Raw genomic sequence first — 23,581 nt, 5'->3', positions numbered from 1 at the left:
TCTGTCCGATAATCTGCCATACCTTTTAAAACGAGATCTTCCTGCGTGTAAAATAGATCGTAGATATTACGCTTGAAATTTCCTTATTCAGGGTAATGAAAACCATCATAACGTTGTTTTACTTTTACATAGAGTTAACAAGAACAATTGAAGGAGGCCTGCTTTACTTGGACAGGAACGGACCACTCTCCATTTATTCTGAAATAGGCAACTTGGAAAAAGTCATTGTAAAAAGGCCCGGCTATGAAGTTGAAAATTTGACGCCAGATACATTGAAAAGACTTTTATTTGACGACATCCCCTATCTCCCTGCCATCCAAAAAGAACACGATGCCTTTACAGACAGTATGAGGGAACGAGGGACTGAAGTGCTTTATCTCGAGCAATTACTGGCCGAAACCCTTGAAAACCCCGCTGTCCGGTATAAGTTTCTTGACCAGCTTATTACGGAAAGCAAGGCAGACCTCTGCTGTTCGAGACAGACCCTGACTGAGTACCTCAGTTCCTTCCCGGTTTCTGAAATGGTGGATAAAGTTATGGGGGGCGTACGAAAATCTGAGATCAGTGAGGAGAGAAAGACAAACCTTTACGAACTGATGGAGGATCACCAGCCGTTTTACCTGGACCCGATGCCGAACCTGTATTTCACACGCGATCCGGCATGCGTGATAGGAAACGGGATTTCGATTAATACCATGGCCGAGCCTGCAAGAAAGCGGGAGTCCATGTTTATGGACTATATTATAAAGCACCATCCTATGTTTAAAGAAGATGTTCCGTCCTGGTTTGACAGAACATCACGCTTTTCCCTTGAAGGCGGAGACCAGCTGATTTTGAACGAAGAAACCATCGCCATAGGCGTAAGTGCGAGAACAACTCCCCAGGCCATCGAGGAGCTTGCGAACAACCTGTTTGCCAGCAGGCCTTCGTTCACCAGGATTGTAGCCATTGAAATTCCAAAATCAAGGGCATTCATGCACCTGGATACGGTGTTTACGATGGTGGATAAAGATCAGTTCACCATTCACCCGGCCATTCAGGGACCTGATGGCCGAATGCGCATCTATATTATTGAGCCTGGTGAAGAAAAAGGGAAAGTCACGATTCAGGAGCGTCACCACTTAATCGATACGCTTAAAGAAGTACTGGAGCTTGGTGAGGTCAACCTTATCCCTTGTGGTGGCGGCGATGAAATTGCCGCCGCCCGGGAACAGTGGAATGACGGGTCCAACACTCTTGCCATTGCCCCCGGCGTTGTTGTCACCTATGACCGGAACTACGTCTCAAACCGCTGCCTCCGGGAAGCCGGTATTGAAGTTATCGAAGTGCCAAGCTCCGAGCTCTCCCGGGGACGTGGCGGCCCAAGGTGCATGAGCATGCCGATTAGACGCTCCCCGGTGTAAAAAGTCAGTTCATTTTTGCGAGTATCTTCTTGAGTGTCATATGTATGCTGTGAAGACTCATAAGCACCAGGCCGAGCATCACAAACGTAATGATTTCTCCTGTAAAAAAGGCAGCCACAGTGAATACAACCGCCATAAGAAAATAACCGATGTTCTGGATCATCGAAAAACCTCCTGTATTGGGCAACTGTTCCAATGATAGCATCTCAAACCAAAAAGAGCTGCCATGCGGCTGCTCTTTTTGGTTGGTTTTTCATTTTAATGGAAGCAGATCTCCAATTCTTAACATTAAGGGCGTAATTCTTAACATCCAAAAAAACACCCCGGTCCGGTCCTGCACGGACACCCGGGGTGCTTTGCGATCTATTAAAGCAGTTTCTCTCCAAACAGAGAACCGATCAGACCGACAGCAGCTTCAGCCGTCTGATTTTTAGAGTCAAGGATCGGGTTGACTTCCACAAACTCCACACTTGTCAGAAGGTTACGTTCAGCAAGCATCTCCATGGCAAGGTGCGTTTCGCGATAGCTTGTTCCGCCAATAACCGGCGTTCCTACACCTGGTGCATCGTGCGGGTCAAGAGCATCAAGGTCAAGGCTAAGGTGAACACTGTCGGTGTTTTTCGACACATGCTCGATCGCTTCTTCCATCACTTTTGTCATGCCCATACGGTCTATTTCGTGCATAGTGAAAACTTTGATCCCCTTCTCGCGGATCAGCTCACGCTCACCTTCATCCAGAGAGCGGGCGCCTACGATCACAAGGTTCTCAGGTTTAATCTTAGGCGCATATCCTCCGATTTCAGTAAGGGAGGGATGTCCGATTCCAAGGCTCACCGCAAGAGGCATACCGTGGATATTACCTGACGGTGAAGTATCTCCCGTATTCAGATCACCGTGAGCATCGAACCAGATCACACCAAGGTTCTCGCACTTGTTGGCAACCCCTGCAAGTGTTCCGATGGCGATACTGTGATCACCCCCCAGGATCAGCGGGAAGTCACCTTCGTCTACAGCTTTAGTGATTTTATCAGACAGAACCTGATTGGCTTTGACAACTTCTTTCAGGTCTTTTAAGTTTCCTTCTTCGACAACATCATATTTTTCAGGACGTCCAATTTCAACGTCGCCGCGGTCATTCACTTCATAGCCAAGATTTTCGAGTCGTTCGACTACACCTGCATAGCGAATCGCACTTGGTCCCATATCGACACCCCGGCGTCTTTGGCCCAAGTCCATTGGTACACCGATGATTGAAATCCGTTTGTTGTTCATTGACACTGCACCTCACCTTTTCAATTCGTATCATTATCGTAATCTTCGCTCTAAAAACGACCATTCCGTCCAGAAGATAACCGCGTAACCGGAGAGATGATGACATTCCTCCAATTCCACGAACGCTCAGCTGGCGAATGATCGCTTAACTTATCCCTTATTTAGTATTACGAAGTCTTATGTCTTTTAGCAAACGTGATAGAGTGATGTATCGGGGCATAGCCCCAGTCTGGCCGTGGTGAAGTACAATAGGCTCACCAATTCATGGCTTTACTTGGAAAAGAAGCCTCTAAGAGCAAATGATACATTCTGAGGACGCTCTGCAAGACGTCTCATGAAGTACCCGTACCAGTCCTCACCAAATGGGATGTAGACGCGCATTTTATAGCCTTCGTCTGCGATCTCCTTTTGAAGTTCTGAACGGAATCCGTACAGCATCTGAAACTCAAACTGGTCCCTTGGAATATTTTGCTCTTTTACAAATGCTTTAATTTCATTAATCACATTATGGTCGTGGGTCGCAATGGCTGCGTAGCTCCCATTTAATAAGTGAACCTTAATAATGTTCAGATAATTTTTATCGATATCCTGATCCCGCTGATGGGCAACCGATGGTGATTCCTTGTAAGCACCCTTAATCAGACGGATGTTTGTACCTTCAAGGTTGCGGACATCCTTTTCAGCACGGAACAGGTATGCCTGAATAGCGGTCCCGACATTATCGTATTGCTTTCTGAGATCATCCAGTAAATCAAGTGTCGGCTGTAAGTGGGAGTAGTCTTCCATGTCAATGCGGACAAAATTGCCAAACTTTTTAGCCGTTTCTAAAATACGGACCATGTTGTCACGGCAAAGGTTCACATCAACATCCAGACCGAGCTGCGTCAATTTAAGTGAAAGGTTACAGTTTACGCCTGTCTCTGCAATCGCTTCCAAAGTTCTGATACAATAATCAGCTGATTCGATCGCTTCCTCGCGGTTAAAAACAAATTCACCAAGATGGTCCACCGTACATACAAGACCGTCTTCGTTTAACTTTGCGGCTGTTTCCATCGCTTCTTTAATGGATTCACCGGCAATCACTTGCTTGGCACCTAATCTCGGGCCCCATTTTGTTGCTTTATTTTTAATAAATTTGTTTTGTGCCAGGAAGAGAAAGAAATTTCTTGTGATCATCTCCATCCATGAACCCCCTTACCCTTCACGCAAAATGCGTGAATCTGATGTTTTTTACACTACTGTCAGCATATTTGTGTTTTGGTCAGTTAAGCACGGCGGCTGCCTCTGCCTACTTATCCTTTTCACTGTTTTCAATCAAACTAAACCCATCTGCTTTCCCCGTAAGCAGTCAGGCCACCAGCTTTTGTGAAGCGAAGGGCGGTGATAGACACCTCCCCCGCCTCCTGTGGCATTATGCCGATAATACCTTACGGATTCGCTCCAGCGCCCAGTCAAGATCTTCTTCAGAAATCACAAGCGGCGGTGCAAAACGAATCACGTTTTCGTGGGTTTCTTTACACAGAAGACCCAGCTCTTTTAATTCTTCACAGTAGGAGCGGGCCGGTTCAGTAAGTTCAACACCAATGAACAAGCCTTTTCCACGAACTTCTTTAATTTTTGGATTGTCGATTTTTCTAAGCTCATCCATAAAGTAATTGCCGAGCTTAAGTGAACGTTCCACAAGCCCTTCTTCTTCAATGACTTCAAGAGAAGCGACAGATACGGCACATGCAAGCGGATTTCCTCCGAAAGTGGAACCGTGAGAACCCGGCTCAAACACGCCGAGTACGTCATCGTTGGCACATACCACGCTGATCGGCATCACTCCGCCGCCAAGTGCTTTACCGAGAATGTACATATCCGGCTCGACATTTTCCCAGTCGCAGGCAAACAGTTTACCGGAGCGGCCCAGACCTGCCTGAATTTCATCAGCCACGTAAAGAACGTTGTTTTCCTTACAAATGGCGTATGCTTCTTTCAAAAATCCTTCAGGTGGCATGTTAATGCCTGCTTCACCCTGGATCGGCTCAAAGATAAAAGCTGCGGTGTTTGGCGTAATCGCATCTTTCAAAGCCTGAGCGTCACCGTATGGAATCACTTTGATCCCCGGGAGCATAGGACCGAAGTCCGCTTTATACTCTTCATTTGAAGAAAGGGACACAGCAGTCATCGTACGTCCGTGGAAGTTTTCTTCACAAACGATAATTTCCGCCTGATTTTTTTCTACACCTTTGACACGGTAAGCCCAGCGACGGACAGCCTTAACTGCTGTTTCAACCGCTTCTGCACCGGTGTTCATCGGTAAAATCATGTTTTTCTTTGTCATCGCCGTTACTTTTTCATAAAACGGACCGAGCTGGTCGTTATGGAAGGCACGGGATGTAAGGGTAATACGATCCGCCTGGTCTTTTAAAGCCTGAATGATTTTCGGGTGACGGTGTCCCTGGTTAACAGCAGAGTATGCACTGAGCATATCGATATAGCGGTTCCCTTCAGGATCTTCCACCCAGACGCCTTCCGCTTTTGAAATGACAATTGGCAGTGGATGATAGTTTCTTGCACCATACTTTTCCGTTAAATCAATAATTTCTTTTGTTTTGCCCATTGAGACGCCTCCATTCAATAAGTGATAAACGTTTCAAAAAGACCGGGGTCAGCCGGTCTTTTTGATGTTCAGTGACCCGCTGATTAGAACTGGTCAGTTACTGTTTTTGGCTGCAGGAAGTGCAATAGGTAGTCAGGTCCTCCGGCTTTGGAGTCTGTTCCTGACATGTTGAATCCGCCAAACGGCTGGTATCCAACGATAGCTCCGGTACATCCGCGGTTGAAGTAAAGGTTTCCTACGTGGAAATCCTCACGGGCCTGCTCGAGGCGTGCACGGTTGTTCGAGATAACCGCACCTGTGAGACCGTAGTCTGTGTTGTTCGCAATTTCAAGAGCGTGATCGTAATCTTTCGCTTTTGTAAATGCGACAACCGGTCCGAAGATCTCTTCCTGCATGAGGCGGCCTTCCGGATCAACGTCTGCGAAGATTGTTGGTTTTACGAAGTACCCTTCAGAGTCGTCTCCTTCTCCACCAGTCATCAGGCGACCTTCTTCTTTTCCGATTTCAACGTACTTCATTACTTTATCAAAAGCAGCCTGATCGTTTACAGGTCCCATGAAGTTGCTGTTGTCATTGAATGTAGCACCGACAGTCAGCTCTTTTGTAAGCTCAACAGCACGGTCCAGCACCTGGTCGTATACATCCTCGTGGATAACCGCACGGGAACATGCAGAACATTTCTGTCCGGAGAATCCGAATGCAGAAGATACGATCGACTCTGCAGCAAGCTCAAGATCTGCTTCTTTATCTACAACAATCGTGTCTTTTCCACCCATTTCAGCGATGACACGTTTCAGCCATTTTTGACCTTTTTGTACTTTTGCAGCACGCTCATAAATGCGCACCCCTACGTCACGGGATCCTGTGAAGTTGATGAAACGTGTGCGCGGGTGATCTACAAGGTAGTCCCCGATTTCCGCACCGCTGCCCGGGATGTAGTTTACTACCCCTGCGGGCATCCCCGCTTCTTCCAACACTTCCATAAACTTGTACGCCACAACCGGTGTAGTTGTTGCCGGCTTAAGAAGGATCGTGTTTCCAGCTACCATCGGTCCGGCAACTGTACCTGCCATGATGGCAAAAGCAAAGTTCCAAGGAGAGATGGTTACACCTACACCCAGTGGAATATAGTTAAACTGATTATCTTCAATTTCACGTGAATTAATCGGCATGCCGTTCTTCAGACGATTGATCTGACGGGCATAGTATTCAAGGAAGTCAATCGCTTCAGCAGTATCAGCGTCCGCTTCTTTCCATGGCTTACCTGCTTCGTATACAAGGTAAGCAGAGAACTCATGCTTACGGCGACGAATCATGGCTGAAGCACGGTAAAGAACGTTAGCGCGGTGCTCAGGCTTCCACTTTCTCCAAGTTTCAAACGTCTCATCGGCAATCTTATGAGCTTTTTCTGCGTGATCCTGTGTTGCTTTAGACACATATCCGACAACCTGTTTGCGGTTACCAGGGTTTTCAGATACAAATTTATCTTCAGTCATGACGCGCTCTCCGCCAATGATCAATGGATACTCTTTACCAAGCTCTCCACCAACCAGTTTCAATGCTGCTTCCATCTCTTTACGGTTTTCCTCAATTGTGAAATCCGTGAATGGTTCGTGTTTGTAAGGTACTACCATGGAAAATCCACTCCTTTTAAAAAGATTCATCAAAATGATAATATTGACACTTTTCTTATAATGCAAAAAACGTGCCAAAAAGGAAACCCTTACATGAACAGGTGCTCAGTCACTTTTTATGCAAAATTGATTTGCACTGAAAAAATATTTTGCGCTTTTTCCGCAAAATGTGTTTGCGCCCTGTAAAAAGGGAAGGGTAAAATATAGCTAATGGATTGTGATGGGGAGGATGTTTTATGTACGAGGAGCGTTCATTACCGAAGCTGGACCATATCTATCATCAGTTGCTCGATGCCGTTGACGTGGGAATTCACATTGTCGATGATCAAGGCGTAAGTGTCGTTTACAACCGTAAGATGTCTGAAATTGAGGATATGGATAAAATCGATGTTCTTCAAAGAAACATAATGGACATTTTCATGTTCACAGGTGAAGAGGAAAGCCGCCTGATGCAGGCGCTCCGAAAAGGCGACTTGAGGAAAAATGCCAAGCAGACGTACTTTAATTATAAGGGACAGGAAATTACAACCATCAACGATACCTTTCCCCTCCGCAGTGAAGGCGGAGATATCATCGGTGCTGTAGAGATTGCCAAAGACATCACCCGTCTCGAGCGCCTCACCAGGGAAAACGCCAGGGATAAACCGGACGCCAGGTATACGTTTGATCAGATTATCGGCAAAAGTGACGCCATCCTGGATGTCATCGACAACGCCAAGCGTGCGACAAGAACCACCTCGTCTGTTTTGATTACCGGAGAGACCGGAACCGGAAAAGAACTGTTCGCCCAAAGCATACATAATGGAAGCGAACGTTCATCCAAGCCTTTTATCAGCCAGAACTGTGCGGCACTTCCTGATACCCTCATTGAGAGCATTCTCTTCGGAACTGTAAAAGGGGCTTTTACAGGCGCTTCGGAGCACCCCGGCCTTTTTGAGCAGGCAGACGGGGGCACCCTTCTGCTGGATGAGATCAACTCCCTGAGTGCCCCGCTTCAGGCAAAGCTCCTGCGGGCGATCCAGGAAAAGAAAATACGTCGTATCGGCGATACAAAGGACAGACCGGTAGATGTACGAATCCTTGCTACGGTTAACGAAGACCCTCTCATTTCTATAAATAAAAACGATCTCCGGGAAGACTTGTACTACCGTCTGAGTGTTGTCTCCATCGTCGTCCCTCCCCTCCGGAAAAGAAAGAGCGACCTGGAGTGTCTGGTTGACCACTTTATTGAAAAATACAATTACCGTTTTCAGTTGAAAGTGCCCTGCGTATCGCCAGGCGTTATGGAACTTTTCAACGAGTATGACTGGCCGGGAAACGTCCGTGAGCTTGAACATATGGTCGAAGGAGCCATGAATTTGATTCAGTACGATGAGGAAATTGACTATACTCACCTTCCTCCTCACGTGCGCCACAAGTTTCCTTTATACGCTACCTACTCGTTTGCCCCGGTCCAGGCCTTCCCTCCGGCTGCAGAAAAGAAACCTAACCGGACGCTTCAGTCATTTATGGAAGAAGCAGAGCGCGTATATATTGAAGAAATCCTTCATCAGTGTGAATGGAATGTGACACAGGCAGCAAAAGAACTCGGCGTGAGCCGCCAGAGCCTGCAATACCGGTTAAAGAAATACGGTCTAAAGAAATAAATCAGAGGTTGATCCAAAAGGTAAAAATCTGCCTTTTGGGTCAACCTCTTTATCCTTCAATTTTAAACTGCTGATTAACAAAACTCCGGTACAGCTCATTATTTTCATACAATTCATCATGTGTCCCCCTGCCGCTTACACGCCCCTTTTCCAGCACGATAATCTGATCCGCCCCTAAAACCGTGGAAAGGCGGTGGGCAATCACAAGCGTTGTCCTCTTTTTCATTACATTATCGAGTGCCTCCTGTATTTTTTGTTCAGACTCACTGTCCAGACTCGATGTAGCTTCATCGAGCATCAGTAAGGATGGGTTTTTCAGCAGCGCCCTTGCAATTGCAATTCGCTGCCGCTGACCACCTGATAGCTTAATTCCCCTCTCTCCCACTTCTGTGTCAAACCCCTCAGGCAATGACAGAATATATTCATCGATGTTTGCCAGCTTGGCTGCTGCAACGAGTTCATCCTCAATCACTTCCTTCTCAAGGCCGTAACTGACGTTTTCCCTAATTGTTCCGGCCATCAGCGGACTCTCCTGGGACACATAGCCAATTGATTGGCGCCATGTTTTCAGATCAATATCGCGAACCGGCGTTCCTCCCGAAGCTATAACACCTGAAGCTGGCTCATAAAACCGTTCAATCAAAGAAAATAAGGTAGACTTTCCGCTTCCGCTCGGGCCGACAATCGCCGTTACCTTTTGCGCGGGAACCTCGAAGGAAACATCATGGAGGACAGTGTCTCCTTTTTCGTACTGAAAAGTCAGGTTACTAAAAACAAGAGAACTTCCGTTCACCTCTCCTCTTTCCCCCAGGCCGTATCGCTCTTCTTCCATATCATAAAGTGCACTGATTCTCTCTGTAGCTCCCATCGCCTTCTGAACTTCCGCAAAAAATGAAGCAAACCGGCTTACAGGAACAACAATCATGAAGAGATATAAAATAAATGCCACCAACTCCCCTGCTGTAATCTCACCAGAAGCAACACGCACGCCTCCATATCCGATAATAAAGACGAGCATGGCCATCATGGCCAGTGAGATTAACGGATTCAAAACCGCAAACACCTTCGCTTCTTTCAGCCCGAACCTGAACAGCCCCTCAACTCTGTCTTCCCCGCTCAAGGCTTCTTTTTTCTCAGCGCTGTAAGCTTTAACGAGTCTGATCTCAGACAGTACCTGTGTAAGCACCGTTGTGAAGCTTGCCATTTCCTTTTGAATCGACTTGGAAATCCTGTACATCTTTCTTCCAAGAGGAATGATGATGAACAGGATCACCGGCACCGCCGAAAGCATAACAAGAGTCATCTGCCAGTCGAGAAAGAGAAGAATGACTACCGCACCAGCAATAGAAATAACCCCGGTTACAGCAGAAACAAGGTGATTCGTTATCAAGGCTTTTACAATATTCGTGTCATTTGTAATCCTGCTGATCGTTTCCCCGGTCCGGTTTGTATCGTAATACGATACAGGCAGCCGTAAAACCTTATTCCAAAGGCGTATTCGCAGGCTTCGTACGACATATTCCCCGACATAGGTTAATAAATAAATGGAAAAACCTGTAGAAACCGCCTGTACGATAAACAGGACGATAAATCCGATTATCAGACCGGTCCCGAGACTCCCGGTGGCAAGCTGATCTACTACTCCTTGTGTAAATAAAGGGATAACCAGGCCAACTCCTGTTTCAATCAGGCTGAGGAGTAATGCCACAGCTACGATCCACTTAGGCGGATTTGTCTGTCTGACCATTTCCCAAAAAGCGCGAAAGGTTACTTTTTCTTTTTGATTATGTAAATTGTTATCATCTGCTGTGTCGTTTTTCATCTTTTTTTCAGCACTCTCCCTTTCGACATGAACATTTCCCGGGAAACACTCTTCGACTTCCACTTATTTGTGCCGTCGTTTCCCGTAAAACAGCGCTAGTGGTCACAGGATTGCTGCTTTTTCGCCATCAGCATACATTCCAGGCGGGAAATACAATTTTATTTACGGTGAGGAATTAATTTTGTTTCAATAACCCTCGTTGTATTTTTTTAATCGTTATCTGACACAAAAGTCTTAAGCACTTCATGGTTCATGAAGATAAGTATTCAGTCTTTTTTTCGGACAGATTAGCTCATCATTTCCCAACTCATTGTGGGTGTTGAACGGAATACGTGAGACTCATGCGGAAGTGCGAGGCAGGCAAGACCTTACATCTCACCGGGGTGGCTCGGAGCGAGTCCGCGGAAAGGGATCGTATTCCGTTCAACGAAGCTTAAGACATAATGAGAAGTTGAGAATTCCCATGTAGCCTAAATTAAAACAAAAACAATGACCTCCACTCTCGCTGCTGGAGAATGGAGGTCATTGCTTTCTTATTGTTCATAAGGTGTCTCATCCGGATAAACTTCCTCGCCGATGGTAATTCCGTGTACCTGTTCAGCACCTTCTCCTTCAAATACAACAAAGTCATAACCAAATTCGGCTGCTGTATATAAAAGAGCCTTCAGCATCATCGCCTGCTCTTCGGAATTTTCATCAAACGTATATTCTTCATCAAAGATAACGGTAATTCCCCCGTTTTCCTCTGTAACTTCTGTTATCAGCTCACGCTCTTCATCAAATTCAGGCATCGGTGACTGAAGGTCTGATCCTTCTTCAACATCCTTCATCCACTCAATGGTTTCTTCAAAGCTTCCTGGTGAAGCATCTTCCTGAGATGCCTGGGAGCTGTGAACAAGTAAGGTTTCCCCGCTCTCTGTCGTAAAGAGCATGTAGCCAAGAGGTCCTTCTCCGTTTCTAAGCTCCCACTCTTCCGTCACTCCGTCTGCCCCGAATGAGAAGCCGTCTTCTCCTTCAGTGGTCAGAACGATGCGTTTAACGCCAAGAGCCAGGAACATTTCCTGAAGACCTTCACGATAATAATCGGTCTCCATGCTGGAGAGACTCTGGAAGCTTTGTTCCTCTTCATCGGTAAAATCAAGCTGGACTGTTTTTTCGTCAATAAACACAACGTCATTCAGTCCCGGGAGAGTGAGCTGGTCACTCTCGCCTTCCTCTGTAAGCAGGTTTATCAGAAGATCTTCCAGTTCTTCATCCGTTTCAATCACTTCATTTTTTATCGCAATTACAAAATCAGTAGCGGTACTGAAAACATATGGAACCGGGAGCGTTACCATTCTCGTTTCCTGCTCAGTAACCTCAGCCTCAGCCTCTTCCTCTTCATGAAGATCTGCAGATTCAGCCTCACTCTCCTCATCCGCAGTCTCATCACGCTCACTCGCTGCATCAGCGTCATAAGATTCCTCCTCACCGGCGTCATCTGGAGGGGGTTCGTAGCTCTCAGGTTCAGGAGTAGACTCCTCTTCTTCCTCTGATTCCTCAAACAAAGCGGTGGATTCCCCGTCTTCAGCAGAGTCCCCGTCATCGGATGAATTGAGGATCAAAGACTGTTCATTCTGACTGGATAAAAAAGAAGGAACAATTAGTACAAGAAGAAAGATGGCGGCCGCACTGGCCATAACAGGATAGAGCCAGGGCTTCTTATTACGGCGGGACGAACTTCTCGTGGCAGGCTGCTCTTCTGCCCGCTTTTCAATTTTAGTGAAAAGATCTTCTTTAGACTGCCTGTCTTTTATAGGTGGGAGATCTTTTAATGTATTTTCAATATCCGTTTCATCCCAGCGAGACTTTCGGGTCATCTTCCTGCCTCCTTCTCCATTTCTTCTCTCTGTAAGTGTTTCTTCAATGTCTTGATTGCGCGGTGCTGCGTTGTCTTCACTTTACTGTCGGTCCACCCAAGAACAGCTGCCGCCTCCTGAATAGACATGGATTGAATATATCTTAGAATGAGCACTTGTTTTTGATCCTCTGTACAGTGCTCCATCATTTCATAAACATGCTGAACATCATCATTTTGTTCCACAATTTCGTCAGGAAGCGGAGATGGATCGTGTATTTCAAACGCTCTTTCTGAGAGCTCATACTGTTTTCCAATCCATTTTCGCTTCTTTCTGTTCTGGCTTCTCATCCAATCGATAGCGACGTGCTTGGCTATTGAATAGAGCCAGGTTTTTTCTGAACTCTTTCCTTCAAATCCATTGTAGGAATGAAGGACTTTTATATAAACTTCCTGCACTAATTCTTCTGCCGTTTCACGGTTACGAACCATGTAAAACAGGTACTGGAATAACGCATGATGATAGGTTTCATACAAGCGTTCAAACTCCTCCCGCACAGTTTTCCCTCCCTGTCACTATAATTTGTCGATATAAAACGTTGGATGTTACATCTTTTTTCATATTTATTTGTTTTTATTTTGAAAAAACCCAGACCCAGTATAATGACCCGGCGATAAACCCGATTATCAATAACAGGATAAATAACTGAATATTCTTTTTGCGCATGATGGTATGTCCGCCTTCCTGTATAAAAAATACGATACTCGTTATTATACCAAACGATAATTTAAGAGGACAGACCAGGGTTCTTTAAAATGGGCAATCCGTAAGAAAACAGACTTCAAAAAAGACAAAACCCCTGCCGGAAATAGCTGCCGGCAGGGGTTTACGTCTGATTTCTTATTCTTATGGCCAGTTCCGGGTCGTCTGTAATAACGCCGCTTACATTTAATCCTATAAAATAGGCGAGCCATTCAGGGTCATTAACGGTATAAGGCCTTACTGGTATACCCTGAAATTCAATCTCTTCAATTTCCTCCGTTTTTAACATTGGAAAGTAATAGTGAAAGCTGTCAAAGTTATGACTTTTCACATATTCACCTATATTTACAAGTGCCCCATGCACCAGAGCTGCCCGTTCCACTTCAGGTGCAATTTCACCAATTCGTTTCAATGCAACATGATCAAAACTTGAATAAATAATCCGTTTTTCCAACCCTGACTGAGCCACAAGTTCTGCCGTTTTTTCTGCGAGAAGGTCCCGGTCCCAGGACGGGCATTTCAATTCAATATTAAACAGAAGATTGTTCGACACTGCCCATGTGAGTACATCACGCAATGAGGGGATACCTTCTTTTTCATAAACAGATGCATACCAAGCCCCGGCAGAGAGCTGCTTCAGGTCCCCAAGGGTATGTTCTCTCACTAATCCCGTTCCAGTGGTGGTGCGGTTTAACGTATGGTCATGAATGACCACCACCTCTTCGTCTTTGGTTAATTGAACATCAAGCTCAATCCCGTCCGCTCCTGCATCCGCTGCCGCCCGAAAGGCAACCATCGTGTTTTCAGGCAAAAATGCCGACACCCCTCTGTGAGCAAAAATCAATGTAGACACGCCATCCCTCTCCTCCTTCTATAAATGCCGGACATTCATATCGTTATTTACTTCCTTATAATATATGTTTATTTTCCTGCGGGATCGTTTATCCTTGAGGCCCTTCATTTATATTGTTTTCCTCCTCTATTTTAACCGGAGAGTATTTATCATTAATGAAGAATATATTGTATTTTTGTGATTTTTGTTTAAGAATGCTCATTTTTATAGGTCTATCTACGATAACCACCTATGACTTTCGACATGTTTTGGCATGTTTTTTAATAAACAGGATGAAAAATATGCTAATCTTGTAACGGATTTCTTGTTATGACGACTTACATATAACAAAAGAAACGATATGAAAGAAGGGGTCACTATGAAGAGAGCAAAATGGTTGTTTGTAACATTAAGCGCGGCATTGGTGTTAGCTGCCTGCGGGCAGGGAACAAATGAGGAAGATGTATCAGGAGCCGAGGGCGCTGATTCTGAAGAAACTGCAGAAGAAGTTGAAGACACTGAAGAAGATGAGGCTGATGCTGAAGAAGATGACGCTGAGGACGCTTTAGAAGAAGAGGAAGATGCTGAAGAAGCAACAGAGGAAGAGGAAACGGATGGAGCCGGTGAAGACGACAGTGCCGGTGAAGACGAAGCCGCTGAGGAAGAAGCCTTCGAAGAAGACGAAGCTCAGGAAGATGACGTTGCTGTGCTGAACAGTGTCACCTACTATTTCAGTGACGATCAGCTTATGGAAACCTACCGTGTCACAACGGACCAGTCTGTTACCCAAGACGAACAGGGGGCAAAAGAAGTTCTTGAACAGTGGATTGCCGGTCCTGACCGTGACGGGTTGATGGGACTTGTTCCTTCAAACGTTACTGTTCAGGAAGTCAGATTTGCTGATGGTGTTGCCTATGTTTCTTTCTCCGGAAACATTGCTGAAGCAAACCTCGGTTCATCCGGTGAAATGATGTTTACAGAGCAGCTGGCTATGATGATGGCGCAGTTCGGCTACGAAAAAACACAGCTTTTAATTGATGGTGAAGTGCCGGGAGAATTCCTCGGACACATGGACGTAAGCGAACCATTCGAAGCTTCTGCTTCTTCTCAATACAGTGAATATTAATAGACAGTGAATATTAATAGACAGTGAATGTGAAAGCCGTGCTCTGGTGAGTGCGGCTTTTATGTTGATTTCTCTTGCGAAACCCTTGAGAATTAGCCTAAAAACTACATTTCTTCTTCAACCTCTCTTATAATAGAGTCAGACAATTCATGAAAATCCGAAGGGAAGAAGCTATTATGCTGAAAAGTACAGATCAGACCGTCATGCACAGCTACCCGGGGCTCGTTGCCCTCGTTACGGCAAAGCATGAACACACTCAAAACATTATGGCTGCCGGCTGGCATTCTTACATATCATTTGCCCCCCCTATATACGGAGTCGCTGTCGCAGAGGAACGTTTCACTCACCATCTCATGAAAGCATCGGGAAGCTTTGCTGTTAATTTTGTTCCTGCTGAATTTGCGGCCTATATAGATGGCGCAGGTAAACATACGGGAAAAGACGGTGATAAATTCAAGGCTCTCGGCATCGAATGGAAGCCGGGCGAAACCATTGACGCACCGGTTTTGAAAGAAGCCTACGTGGCTTATGAATGCAGTATAATAGACATCAACCGGTACGGAGACCACGACTGGTTTGTGGGGAAAATGACAAAGTTTCACCGGGACGACACAAAGTTCGGTCCTGACAGACTGCCTGACTTTGAAAAAATCAAGCTGCCTTTATATCTTGGACGGTCCCAGTACCTCATTGCAGATGAAAGGACGAGCATCCTTAAGCTCAAAAAATAATACGGTGCCCGACACTGTAAAAGGGTGACACGATGACAGAAACCTTACTCATAAACGTTCTTTTTCTACTCACACCATTGATTATGTATCTGATCTTTCTTGAAGACACCTATCCGATTTCCAGTAAGAAGCTCATGATTCTTCTTTCAGCCTTTTCCATGGTGCTCTGTATGAGCTTTCCCATCACTCTGGAAATTGGATTTATCTTTGACCTGCGCTATATTCCCTTTATTATCGCCTCACTATACGGCGGCGTTAAGGTGGCCCTGCCTTTGTATGTCATATTAAACATATACCGTTTTTTCATTGGTGGTGAAGGTGTGATTCAATCCTTCTTGTTTTCAACAGTCATACTTCTGATTGTGATTTACCTGGGCAGAAAGTTTCTCACTCACCCACCCCGTCAACGGATTACAATCGCTACATCCCTCTCTTTTTTTATGGTCAGTTTTTTCCTGGCTACATTAATGCCATTTTACGGTGCAACTGCAACGTTTGCCGTTATTTCTGCCAACGTACTTTCTATTCACATCCTTGGTACACTGGTCCTTATGCTGCTTGTTGAAAAAATCATAACAAACGCGAAGGCACGGGAGTCGCTCATTCAGTCAGAGAGACTGAATACAATCAGTGAGCTCTCTGCAAGTGTGTCTCACGAAATCCGGAATCCGCTCACCGTTTCCAGTGGTTTTTTGCAGCTGTTGAATCAGTCAAAAACCATCCAGCCTTCCGATAAGCGATACGTTGATCTCTCTTTACTTGAAATCAAGCGTGCAGAAAAAATTGTGACTGATTTTCTATCTTTAGCCAAACCACAAGCGGAAAACATGGTTCGTTCCAATCTGGAGGAAGAGTTCGTTTATGTAAATAGCATCATGTCTCCATTTGCAAAGATGCATCAGGTCGAACTGAATTATACTTTCGACAACTCCATCGCTCTTACTTATGACAAAAACCAGATGCAGCAGTGTCTGATCAATCTATATAAAAACGGAATTGAAGCCATGAAAGAAAATCCCGGAACCCTGATTGTAGAAGCAGCCGGTCAGTGCGATACAATTACGATCAGGATTCAGGATGAAGGTACGGGAATGACCAAGGAAGAAACTGCACGGATGGGAAAGCCTTATTATTCTACTAAAGATAAGGGCACAGGCCTTGGAATGGTTGTTGTGTACAGCACCATCTATAAACTTAAAGGGAAAATTCATGTGGAGAGTGAAAAAGACAGGGGCACAACATTTCACATAACAATACCGGGCACTGAGTAAGTATCAGTGCCCGGATTTTTACTGTCTGTTCTGCTGATTTGGAGCTGATTGTACGATGAACCCCTTTGCCTCCTCAACTTTTCACCCGCAAAAACAATCTTCCTATCTCTTTATCTTCATTAACCTTAAGCTGTTTAATGTTACGAGCAGCGTCGCTCCGATATCGGCAAAAATCGCGATCCAGAGGGTAAGAAGACCGAATGGAACGAGCATAAGGGCAGCAAGCTTCAAAACAAAAGAGAAAATGATGTTCTGTTTAATAACCTTCACCGTTTTTCGGCTGAGGCGGATCGTATAGGGAAGCTTGGTAAGATCATCTCCCATGAGTGAAATATCTGCTGTTTCCAGGGCTGCATCGGTTCCTCCTTTACCCATGGCGATGGAAACATCCGCTGCCGCAAGAGCAGGGGCGTCATTGACACCATCTCCGATCATACCTACATTGTACCCCTTAGCTTTTAACTGCTTGATGACCGAAAGCTTATCTTCCGGCATCAGTCTTGCCCGGACATCCGTAATGCCGGCCTCTTTTCCTGCTGCCTCGGCTGTGTACAGGTGGTCTCCCGTAAGCATGACAATCTTCTTTATTCCAAGTTCTTCCAGATTTTTGATCGAATCATAAGCGTCTGTCTTCACTTCATCCTGGAGAGCAAACAGGCCGAGTACTTTCTTCTGTGATCCAATTACGATAATTGTTTTTCCTTCTTTTAAAAGATTCTCGACTTTAGTCTCTACGTCCTTGCTGTATAAACCCGGGAAGGTTTCCATCACATATTCCGGACTGGCAGCAAATACTTCCTCGTTTCCTGCCTTCCCTCTTATACCACGTCCCGGAAGATTCTCAAGCCCTTCTATGAGCACCGGATTTTCCGTAATCTCGGGATCTTCCTTGTCCGTATATCGAACCACGGCTTTACCGAGAGGATGATTCGAATATTTTTCAATAGCGTAGGCAAGAGGAAGAAGATTCTCTTTTTTTTCACCATCCGGCATTACCACATCCGTTACAGCCGGCTCCCCTTTCGTCAGGGTTCCCGTCTTATCAAAAGCGACAGCATTAATTTTTCCTGCCTGTTCCATATGAAGTCCGCCTTTAATCAGAACACCTTCATGTGCACTGTGGCCGATGGCTGTCACAATGGCAACCGGTGTGGAGATAATTAAGGCACACGGACATCCCACAACGAGCGTCGCCAGTCCCAAGTAGATCCATTCACTCCACGATGCCTGGAACAAAAGCGGTGGAACCATAGCGATCAATGCTGCAAGGATCATAATTGCCGGCGTATATACCTTTGCAAACCGGTCAATAAACTGCTGTGCAGGAGCTTTCTCCTGCTGGGCTTCTTCTACAAGATGAATGATCTTAGCCAGGGCCGTATCTTCCGGTCCTTTTGATACTTCAAGTTTAATCAAGCCTTCTTCATTCAGCGTTCCTGCAAAAACCTCGTCTCCGGTCTTTTTAAAGGCAGGAATACTCTCTCCCGTTATTGCGGCTTCGTTTATTGTCGTAGATCCCTCTGTTACGATCCCGTCTGCCGGAATGTTTTCACCCGGTTTTACGATCAAGGTGTCAGAGATACGGATATCTTTAACCGGAACCGTTATCTCCTTATTCCCTCTTACTGCAACCGTATAGCGTGGAGCCAAGTCGATCAGGTTGCGAAGTGACTTTCTCGCTTTTTCCATCGAATAGCTCTCCAAAGCTTCACTGAGGGCAAAGAGAACAACAACGATGGCTGCCTCTCCCCACTCTCCGATCAGCCCTGCCCCGATAATGGCGATAGTCATGAGTGTACGCATCGTAAATTCAAGCTTTAAAAGGTTGCGAAGCCCCTGCCAGAACAAACGGCAGCCTCCGATGGCAACCGCTATCACAAAAATGGTAATCGTGAGGGGGTGTGATTCTCCGGCCTGAAAAAGCAGGACCCAGCCTGCAAATGTAAGTACAGCCGCGATCATGACCCTGATATTCTTAGCCTTTTTCCAAAACGGGGTGTGGTCTTCTTCAATCCTTTGGTCTGCTTTAAGTATCTTTAAGTCTTCAAATGCACCGGCTTCCTCGATTTGTTCTATGGTCGCCTCACCTTTCACCGTAACTTTACTGGCGGCAAAGTTTACTTTTGCCTCTGTTACACCGTGGATGTTTTGAACATTACGTTCAAACTGAGAGGCACAGTTTGCGCACGTAAAACCACGGACGACGTACTCTTCCTTCTTACTCATGACCTTTACCTTCCCGTTGATGAAGCATAGCCAGATTGATTACATCCGTTACATGATCATCATCCAGACTGTAAAAAACAAGTTTCCCTTCTTTCCGTGATTTCACAAGACCCTTTTTATGGAGCGTCCGGAGATGATGGGACGCGGTGGCAGTGGATGCGCCCAGCAGGTTTGCAATGTCACACACGCACAATTCCTCAGTAAGAGTCAGGGCATAGGCCACAGTAAAGCGTTTTTCATCGGCAAGGACTTTAAAGATCTGACTCGTTGCCTGTACATCTGTTTCGTTGATTTGTTTTTTAAGAGAATCAACTTTTGCCTGGTCGTATGTGTATACTTCGCATGTTTCTGTCGTTTTCATCTACAATCACCTCTGGGTTTACAATATTCAAATGCTGGTTTGAATATACCTCAAAAGGGCAAATTATTCAAGTGTTCGTTTGAATGTTCTGCGTTTTGTGGTTGTGGTTTCCATTTAAATGGGGGGGAAGATCTGAAATTATTAACAATTACTTCTCTTACCGATTGTTCAAATTTCTCCTGGAAGAATTAATTGGATTTTTGATTGTATTATTTGTTTTTTCGATAGTATTAATTTTGTTTTTGGCACAATTATGATGGTTTTTGATAGTATTACTTCTCTTCCCGCTCATAAGCCAGGATTTTTTAACACCAACCACCGCCCACACCTTCCCTTCTATTTCACAGGTTGTACGAATAGGGATAAAAGAGAACCGAAAAACCGGGAGGGGGTATATTGCAATGGCTCTGGTACTTCTGATTGTTCCATTGGGACTGTTTTTATACTTCAGTGTGAAGCGTGGCAATGGCCTGACGCTAATGGAAAAAATGATGAATGCAATGGCAGGGGCAATGCTTACGGGGATGGTGGTCGGATTTTATTTCGGAGGCATCTTTCACGGGACATTCACCCACTCTCTCACCGCTTCCGTCGCGTCCGGGGCCATAGCTGGTGCGGTGATCGGATTACCTTATAAAGGTCTTCCTGTGGTTGAAGGACTTGTCTCAGGAAGCATGGCGGGGATGATGGGTGCAATGACAGCAGAAATGCTACCTATATCTTTCGTGTCATCTGCAGTTGTAATCTTAGTGCTCGCCACAGTCGCCGCTTTTCTCTGGATGAGTCAGCGGACCATCGACGGAGACGCTGTAATCAGAAAAGAAACAAGCCACGCGTATTCCAGCACCTGGCTTGTTTTCACTCTTGTATATGTGGGCTTTTCCTTTTTTCTGATGGCAGCAGAGCCGCCGTTCAATGTGGAGACGCCTGCTGAACCCCATCAGCAAAATCACATGCATACCCCTTAAACAGCAACCCTAAACTTTTTCGAGCAAAAGTTCACAAAATTGTGCGGGGTCAGACCCCACGCGGATGCGGAAGGTGGTACCGGGAGCAAGTATAAGCTGGTCCCGGATTTCTTTTGGCATGTAGAATGAGCCGTTATCGTTGATATGACTTTGAATGTCGAGTGATTCGTCTATACTTTTGGTCGATAGGAGGATTGCTTGGTTATCAACAACGAGAATAACCGTACTCATCGGTTCGAGCCCGAGCTTTTCCCGCAGTTTTTTTCGTATTGTAACGGCATAGGCCTTGTTCATTTTACATGTCAGGTTTGTATCAATCCATTCTTGAGAGGACTGTGCACAAGAATCCGTTCCCATAAAGGATACCTCCTTATGTCTCTTTTTCCCTTATGAACGATGTTAAACATAGACAGTTATCATGGACGACCTTTCCGGACTCAGGATGATGCCGGAACAACAGTTTTAAATTTCTTCAAACGAAGGGTATTTAGCACAACCGATACTGAACTGAACGCCATGGCAGCACCTGCGAGCATCGGATTTAACAGCAATCCGAAGAATGGATATAAAAGTCCTGCTGCAACAGGAATTAAAACAATGTTGTACCCGAAAGCCCAGCCAAGATTCTGCCAGATCATCCGCATCGTGGACTTAGACAGACGCACGGCAGTGACAATGCTCATTACATCGCCGCGCATGAGCGTAATATTAGCCGTTTCCATAGCGACATCCGTCCCGGTACCGATGGCAATGCTAATGTCAGCCTGGGCGAGCGCCGGGGCATCATTTATTCCGTCCCCGACCATGGCCACTTTTTTCCCTTCTGCCTGAAGCTTCTTCACGTACGATGCTTTATCTTCAGGAAGGACCTCAGCTTCAAACCGGTCAATTCCTGCTTCTTTCGCAATCGCAGCAGCGGTACGCTTGTTATCCCCTGTTAGCATAACCACTTCGATTCCCATACCCTTCAGCATACTCACAGCGCTTTTTGCATCCTCTTTTAACGGATCCGAAACCGCCACCATGCCGGACAGGGTTCCCTCTGATGCAATGAACATCGGTGTTTTACCTTCTTCAGCAAGTTTGTGTGCGGATTGATTCAGCTCATCCGTGGAGATACCTTCCCTTTCCATAAGACGCGCGTTTCCAATAAAAACACGCTTACCTTCCCAGTCAGCCTCAATACCATGACCAGAAACCGCTTCGAATGATCCAGGCTTGGATAAAGAGAGACGCTGCTCTTTTGCAGCACGTACAATCGCTTCACCGAGAGGATGCTCTGATGCCATCTCTATTGAAGCTACCATTTGAAGAAGCGTTTCATTTGTCCACCCCTTCAAAGAGACAAGATCCGTCAAAGCCGGACGCCCTTGCGTAATTGTTCCTGTTTTATCGAGAAGAATCGTGTCGATTTTATGAGCCTGTTCAAGACTTGAGGCATCCTTAATTAACACACCGTTTTCTGCTCCTTTTTCAGTCCCCACCATAATTGCCGTAGGTGTCGCCAGCCCGAGGGCACAAGGACAGGCAATGATCAGAATGGCAATAAAGGTGGTAAGGGCAAAAATAAAGGATGGGTCAGGACCGAATACGAGCCAGATGAGAAAGCTCAGTGACGCAAGACCGACAACAGCAGGGACAAAATAAGCCGATATCACATCAACCATTCGCTGAATTGGCGCTTTGGACCCCTGGGCGTCGTTTACCATCCGGATAATCCCCGCTAAAGTGGTGTCTTTACCTACCTTGGAGGCTTCGAATGTAAACGACCCTGACTTATTAATCGTCGCTCCAATTACCGGATCGTTTTCTTTTTTTGAAACCGGTATTGATTCACCGGTGAGCATGGACTCATCCACAGTGGACGATCCGTCGATTACCGTACCGTCTACGGGTATTCTCTCACCCGGACGAACGAGAATGTGATCACCCACACGCACCTCTTCCACTGGAAGCTCCAATTCCTGTCCGGACCTGATAACCCGGGCCGTTTTCGCCTGAAGGTTCATGAGCTTCTTAATTGCAGTGGATGTCTGCCCTTTGGCTTTCGCCTCAAAATACCGACCTAAAAGGATAAGTGTAGTAATGACCGTCGTCACATCATAGTACAGCTGGTAGGGAAAACCGGCATTCGTCAGAAAACCGGGAAAGAGCGTCATCGCTGCGGAATACGCCCAGGCAGATGTGGTACCCATTGCCACCAGTACATTCATATCCGCTGATTTACTCCGGAGAACTTTGTAGCTGTTTTTGTAAAAACGCCAGCCCGGTACGAGCTGTACATAAGTGGTGAGTATAAGGAGGAAGAACGGATTGGACATCCATCCCGGCACCCACGATCCCCACGTATGCATCATATGAGGAATACTCCCGATCAGGACAATAACTGTAACCACTGCTGCAAACGAAAAGTCACGTATTAGTTTCTTCGACTCCGCCTCTTGTTTTTTGGACAAATCTTTTTCTTTTTCATCCGTCAGCGGCTTTGCTCCAAAACCGATTTTTTCAACAGATGAAATGATTTCACTGATCCGCTCATCTGTAATATCACCAGTGACCTGAGCCTGGTGGGTTGCCAGGTTCACATTAACAGCTTCCACACCGTCTACACGGGATATTTTCTTTTCCACCCGGTTTACACACGATGCACAATGCATCCCTTCTATTCCAAAGCGTACTTTTGCCACGGCAAAGTACCTCCTGTCATTTTCAAGTTGTGTTTCCTTACACCAATATACCTCATGGGGGTATATACTGCAAGTAAATGAGCTTAACTGAAAAACAACAGGGAACAAAACTCAGTTAAAAAGACTGGTCCTAACTGCTGGTGATAGAGATTATGATGTTTATAGCGTTGATTGTTCAAAAATACACTTACTTGCCGCGGGCAAGGCTTCAGCTAATCGGGGAAAAACCACCCCGTTGGATCTTCAGCTCTTGCTTTTCCCATGGGCGTCTCGTGATTTTTGAACAATCAACAGATTTACTATCAAGTTTTAAAAATGGATACCTTCTGAATTAAGGTAAAGTCACCAAATCCAGACAGGATCAAAGGTCTCTTAAGCCTGCCAAATTTGACCAACA

The 23,581-nt window shown here is 45.7% G+C and carries 19 protein-coding genes; 6 read left to right on the top strand and 13 right to left on the bottom strand.

Annotated elements, in window-relative coordinates:
* Positions 1-167: 167 nt before the first annotated feature.
* Positions 168-1,403 carry an arginine deiminase gene (gene arcA, locus JSY36_RS13720; RefSeq protein ID WP_236784869.1) on the top strand — a complete coding sequence of 412 codons (1,236 nt, stop codon included), beginning with the start codon at positions 168-170 and terminating at the stop codon, positions 1,401-1,403.
* A 4-nt stretch (positions 1,404-1,407) separates the two neighbouring features.
* Here arcA and JSY36_RS13715 read toward each other — a convergent pair whose 3' ends face one another.
* The 5 genes from JSY36_RS13715 to pruA form a co-directional block, all read right to left on the bottom strand.
* A complete protein-coding gene (locus JSY36_RS13715) occupies positions 1,408-1,566 on the bottom strand; it encodes a hypothetical protein (protein ID WP_205166810.1) in 159 nt (52 codons plus the stop codon).
* A gap of 203 nt (positions 1,567-1,769) precedes the next feature.
* Positions 1,770-2,675: an arginase gene (gene rocF / locus JSY36_RS13710; protein ID WP_122901820.1), complete on the bottom strand. Its 906-nt coding sequence runs from the start codon at positions 2,673-2,675 to the stop codon at positions 1,770-1,772.
* A gap of 270 nt (positions 2,676-2,945) precedes the next feature.
* Positions 2,946-3,857 carry a proline dehydrogenase family protein gene (locus tag JSY36_RS13705; RefSeq protein ID WP_205166809.1) on the bottom strand — a complete coding sequence of 304 codons (912 nt, stop codon included), beginning with the start codon at positions 3,855-3,857 and terminating at the stop codon, positions 2,946-2,948.
* Between the two features lie 229 nt (positions 3,858-4,086).
* Positions 4,087-5,280, bottom strand: a complete 1,194-nt coding sequence (locus tag JSY36_RS13700; RefSeq protein ID WP_205166808.1) for an ornithine--oxo-acid transaminase — start codon at positions 5,278-5,280, stop codon at positions 4,087-4,089.
* Between the two features lie 83 nt (positions 5,281-5,363).
* Entirely contained in the window at positions 5,364-6,914 is a 1,551-nt protein-coding gene (pruA, locus tag JSY36_RS13695) for an L-glutamate gamma-semialdehyde dehydrogenase (protein WP_205166807.1), read from the bottom strand.
* A 236-nt stretch (positions 6,915-7,150) separates the two neighbouring features.
* Here pruA and JSY36_RS13690 point away from each other — a divergent pair, with 236 nt between their 5' ends.
* Positions 7,151-8,560: a sigma-54 interaction domain-containing protein gene (locus JSY36_RS13690; protein ID WP_205166806.1), complete on the top strand. Its 1,410-nt coding sequence runs from the start codon at positions 7,151-7,153 to the stop codon at positions 8,558-8,560.
* 49 nt (positions 8,561-8,609) lie between these two features.
* Here JSY36_RS13690 and JSY36_RS13685 read toward each other — a convergent pair whose 3' ends face one another.
* The 4 genes from JSY36_RS13685 to JSY36_RS13670 form a co-directional block, all read right to left on the bottom strand.
* Positions 8,610-10,382 carry an ABC transporter ATP-binding protein gene (locus JSY36_RS13685; RefSeq protein ID WP_205166805.1) on the bottom strand — a complete coding sequence of 591 codons (1,773 nt, stop codon included), beginning with the start codon at positions 10,380-10,382 and terminating at the stop codon, positions 8,610-8,612.
* A 533-nt stretch (positions 10,383-10,915) separates the two neighbouring features.
* Entirely contained in the window at positions 10,916-12,241 is a 1,326-nt protein-coding gene (locus tag JSY36_RS13680) for a GerMN domain-containing protein (RefSeq protein ID WP_205166804.1), read from the bottom strand.
* Complete coding sequence (gene sigX / locus JSY36_RS13675; protein ID WP_122901807.1) at positions 12,238-12,777, bottom strand: RNA polymerase sigma factor SigX; 540 nt, start codon at positions 12,775-12,777, stop codon at positions 12,238-12,240. The genes JSY36_RS13680 and sigX overlap by 4 nt, the downstream gene beginning before the upstream one ends.
* Before the next feature lie 329 nt (positions 12,778-13,106).
* Positions 13,107-13,835, bottom strand: a complete 729-nt coding sequence (locus tag JSY36_RS13670; protein WP_205166803.1) for a glycerophosphodiester phosphodiesterase family protein — start codon at positions 13,833-13,835, stop codon at positions 13,107-13,109.
* Between the two features lie 358 nt (positions 13,836-14,193).
* Here JSY36_RS13670 and JSY36_RS13665 point away from each other — a divergent pair, with 358 nt between their 5' ends.
* From JSY36_RS13665 to JSY36_RS13655, 3 genes are all read left to right on the top strand, one after another.
* A complete protein-coding gene (locus JSY36_RS13665) occupies positions 14,194-14,940 on the top strand; it encodes a GerMN domain-containing protein (RefSeq protein ID WP_205166802.1) in 747 nt (248 codons plus the stop codon).
* Between the two features lie 176 nt (positions 14,941-15,116).
* The gene (locus tag JSY36_RS13660) at positions 15,117-15,671 is read left to right on the top strand and encodes a flavin reductase family protein (protein WP_205166801.1); all 555 of its coding nucleotides are present in this window, start codon (positions 15,117-15,119) and stop codon (positions 15,669-15,671) included.
* 32 nt (positions 15,672-15,703) lie between these two features.
* Positions 15,704-16,942, top strand: coding sequence for a sensor histidine kinase (locus JSY36_RS13655; RefSeq protein WP_205166800.1), 1,239 nt, complete (start codon positions 15,704-15,706; stop codon positions 16,940-16,942).
* A 102-nt stretch (positions 16,943-17,044) separates the two neighbouring features.
* Here JSY36_RS13655 and JSY36_RS13650 read toward each other — a convergent pair whose 3' ends face one another.
* Together JSY36_RS13650 and JSY36_RS13645 are read right to left on the bottom strand one after the other, a co-directional pair.
* Positions 17,045-19,168: a heavy metal translocating P-type ATPase gene (locus JSY36_RS13650; protein ID WP_205166799.1), complete on the bottom strand. Its 2,124-nt coding sequence runs from the start codon at positions 19,166-19,168 to the stop codon at positions 17,045-17,047.
* On the bottom strand, positions 19,161-19,529 hold the full coding sequence (locus tag JSY36_RS13645) for an ArsR/SmtB family transcription factor (protein WP_205166798.1): 369 nt from the start codon (positions 19,527-19,529) through the stop codon (positions 19,161-19,163). The genes JSY36_RS13650 and JSY36_RS13645 overlap by 8 nt, the downstream gene beginning before the upstream one ends.
* Before the next feature lie 401 nt (positions 19,530-19,930).
* On the opposite strand from JSY36_RS13645, the gene JSY36_RS13640 reads away from it, so the two are divergent.
* Positions 19,931-20,497 carry a hypothetical protein gene (locus JSY36_RS13640; RefSeq protein ID WP_205166797.1) on the top strand — a complete coding sequence of 189 codons (567 nt, stop codon included), beginning with the start codon at positions 19,931-19,933 and terminating at the stop codon, positions 20,495-20,497.
* A gap of 9 nt (positions 20,498-20,506) precedes the next feature.
* On the opposite strand, the gene JSY36_RS13635 is transcribed toward JSY36_RS13640, so the two are convergent.
* Together JSY36_RS13635 and JSY36_RS13630 are read right to left on the bottom strand one after the other, a co-directional pair.
* Positions 20,507-20,854, bottom strand: coding sequence for an AbrB/MazE/SpoVT family DNA-binding domain-containing protein (locus JSY36_RS13635; RefSeq protein ID WP_205166796.1), 348 nt, complete (start codon positions 20,852-20,854; stop codon positions 20,507-20,509).
* An 80-nt stretch (positions 20,855-20,934) separates the two neighbouring features.
* A complete protein-coding gene (locus JSY36_RS13630) occupies positions 20,935-23,184 on the bottom strand; it encodes a heavy metal translocating P-type ATPase (protein WP_336511492.1) in 2,250 nt (749 codons plus the stop codon).
* Positions 23,185-23,581: the final 397 nt, after the last annotated feature.

It is taken from the genome of Alteribacter salitolerans (assembly GCF_016901055.1).
Taxonomy (GTDB): Bacteria; Bacillota; Bacilli; order Bacillales; family Salisediminibacteriaceae; genus Alteribacter; species Alteribacter keqinensis.
The sequence above is the reverse complement of the archived record's forward strand: the minus strand, read 5'-3'. Positions and strand labels throughout refer to the sequence as shown.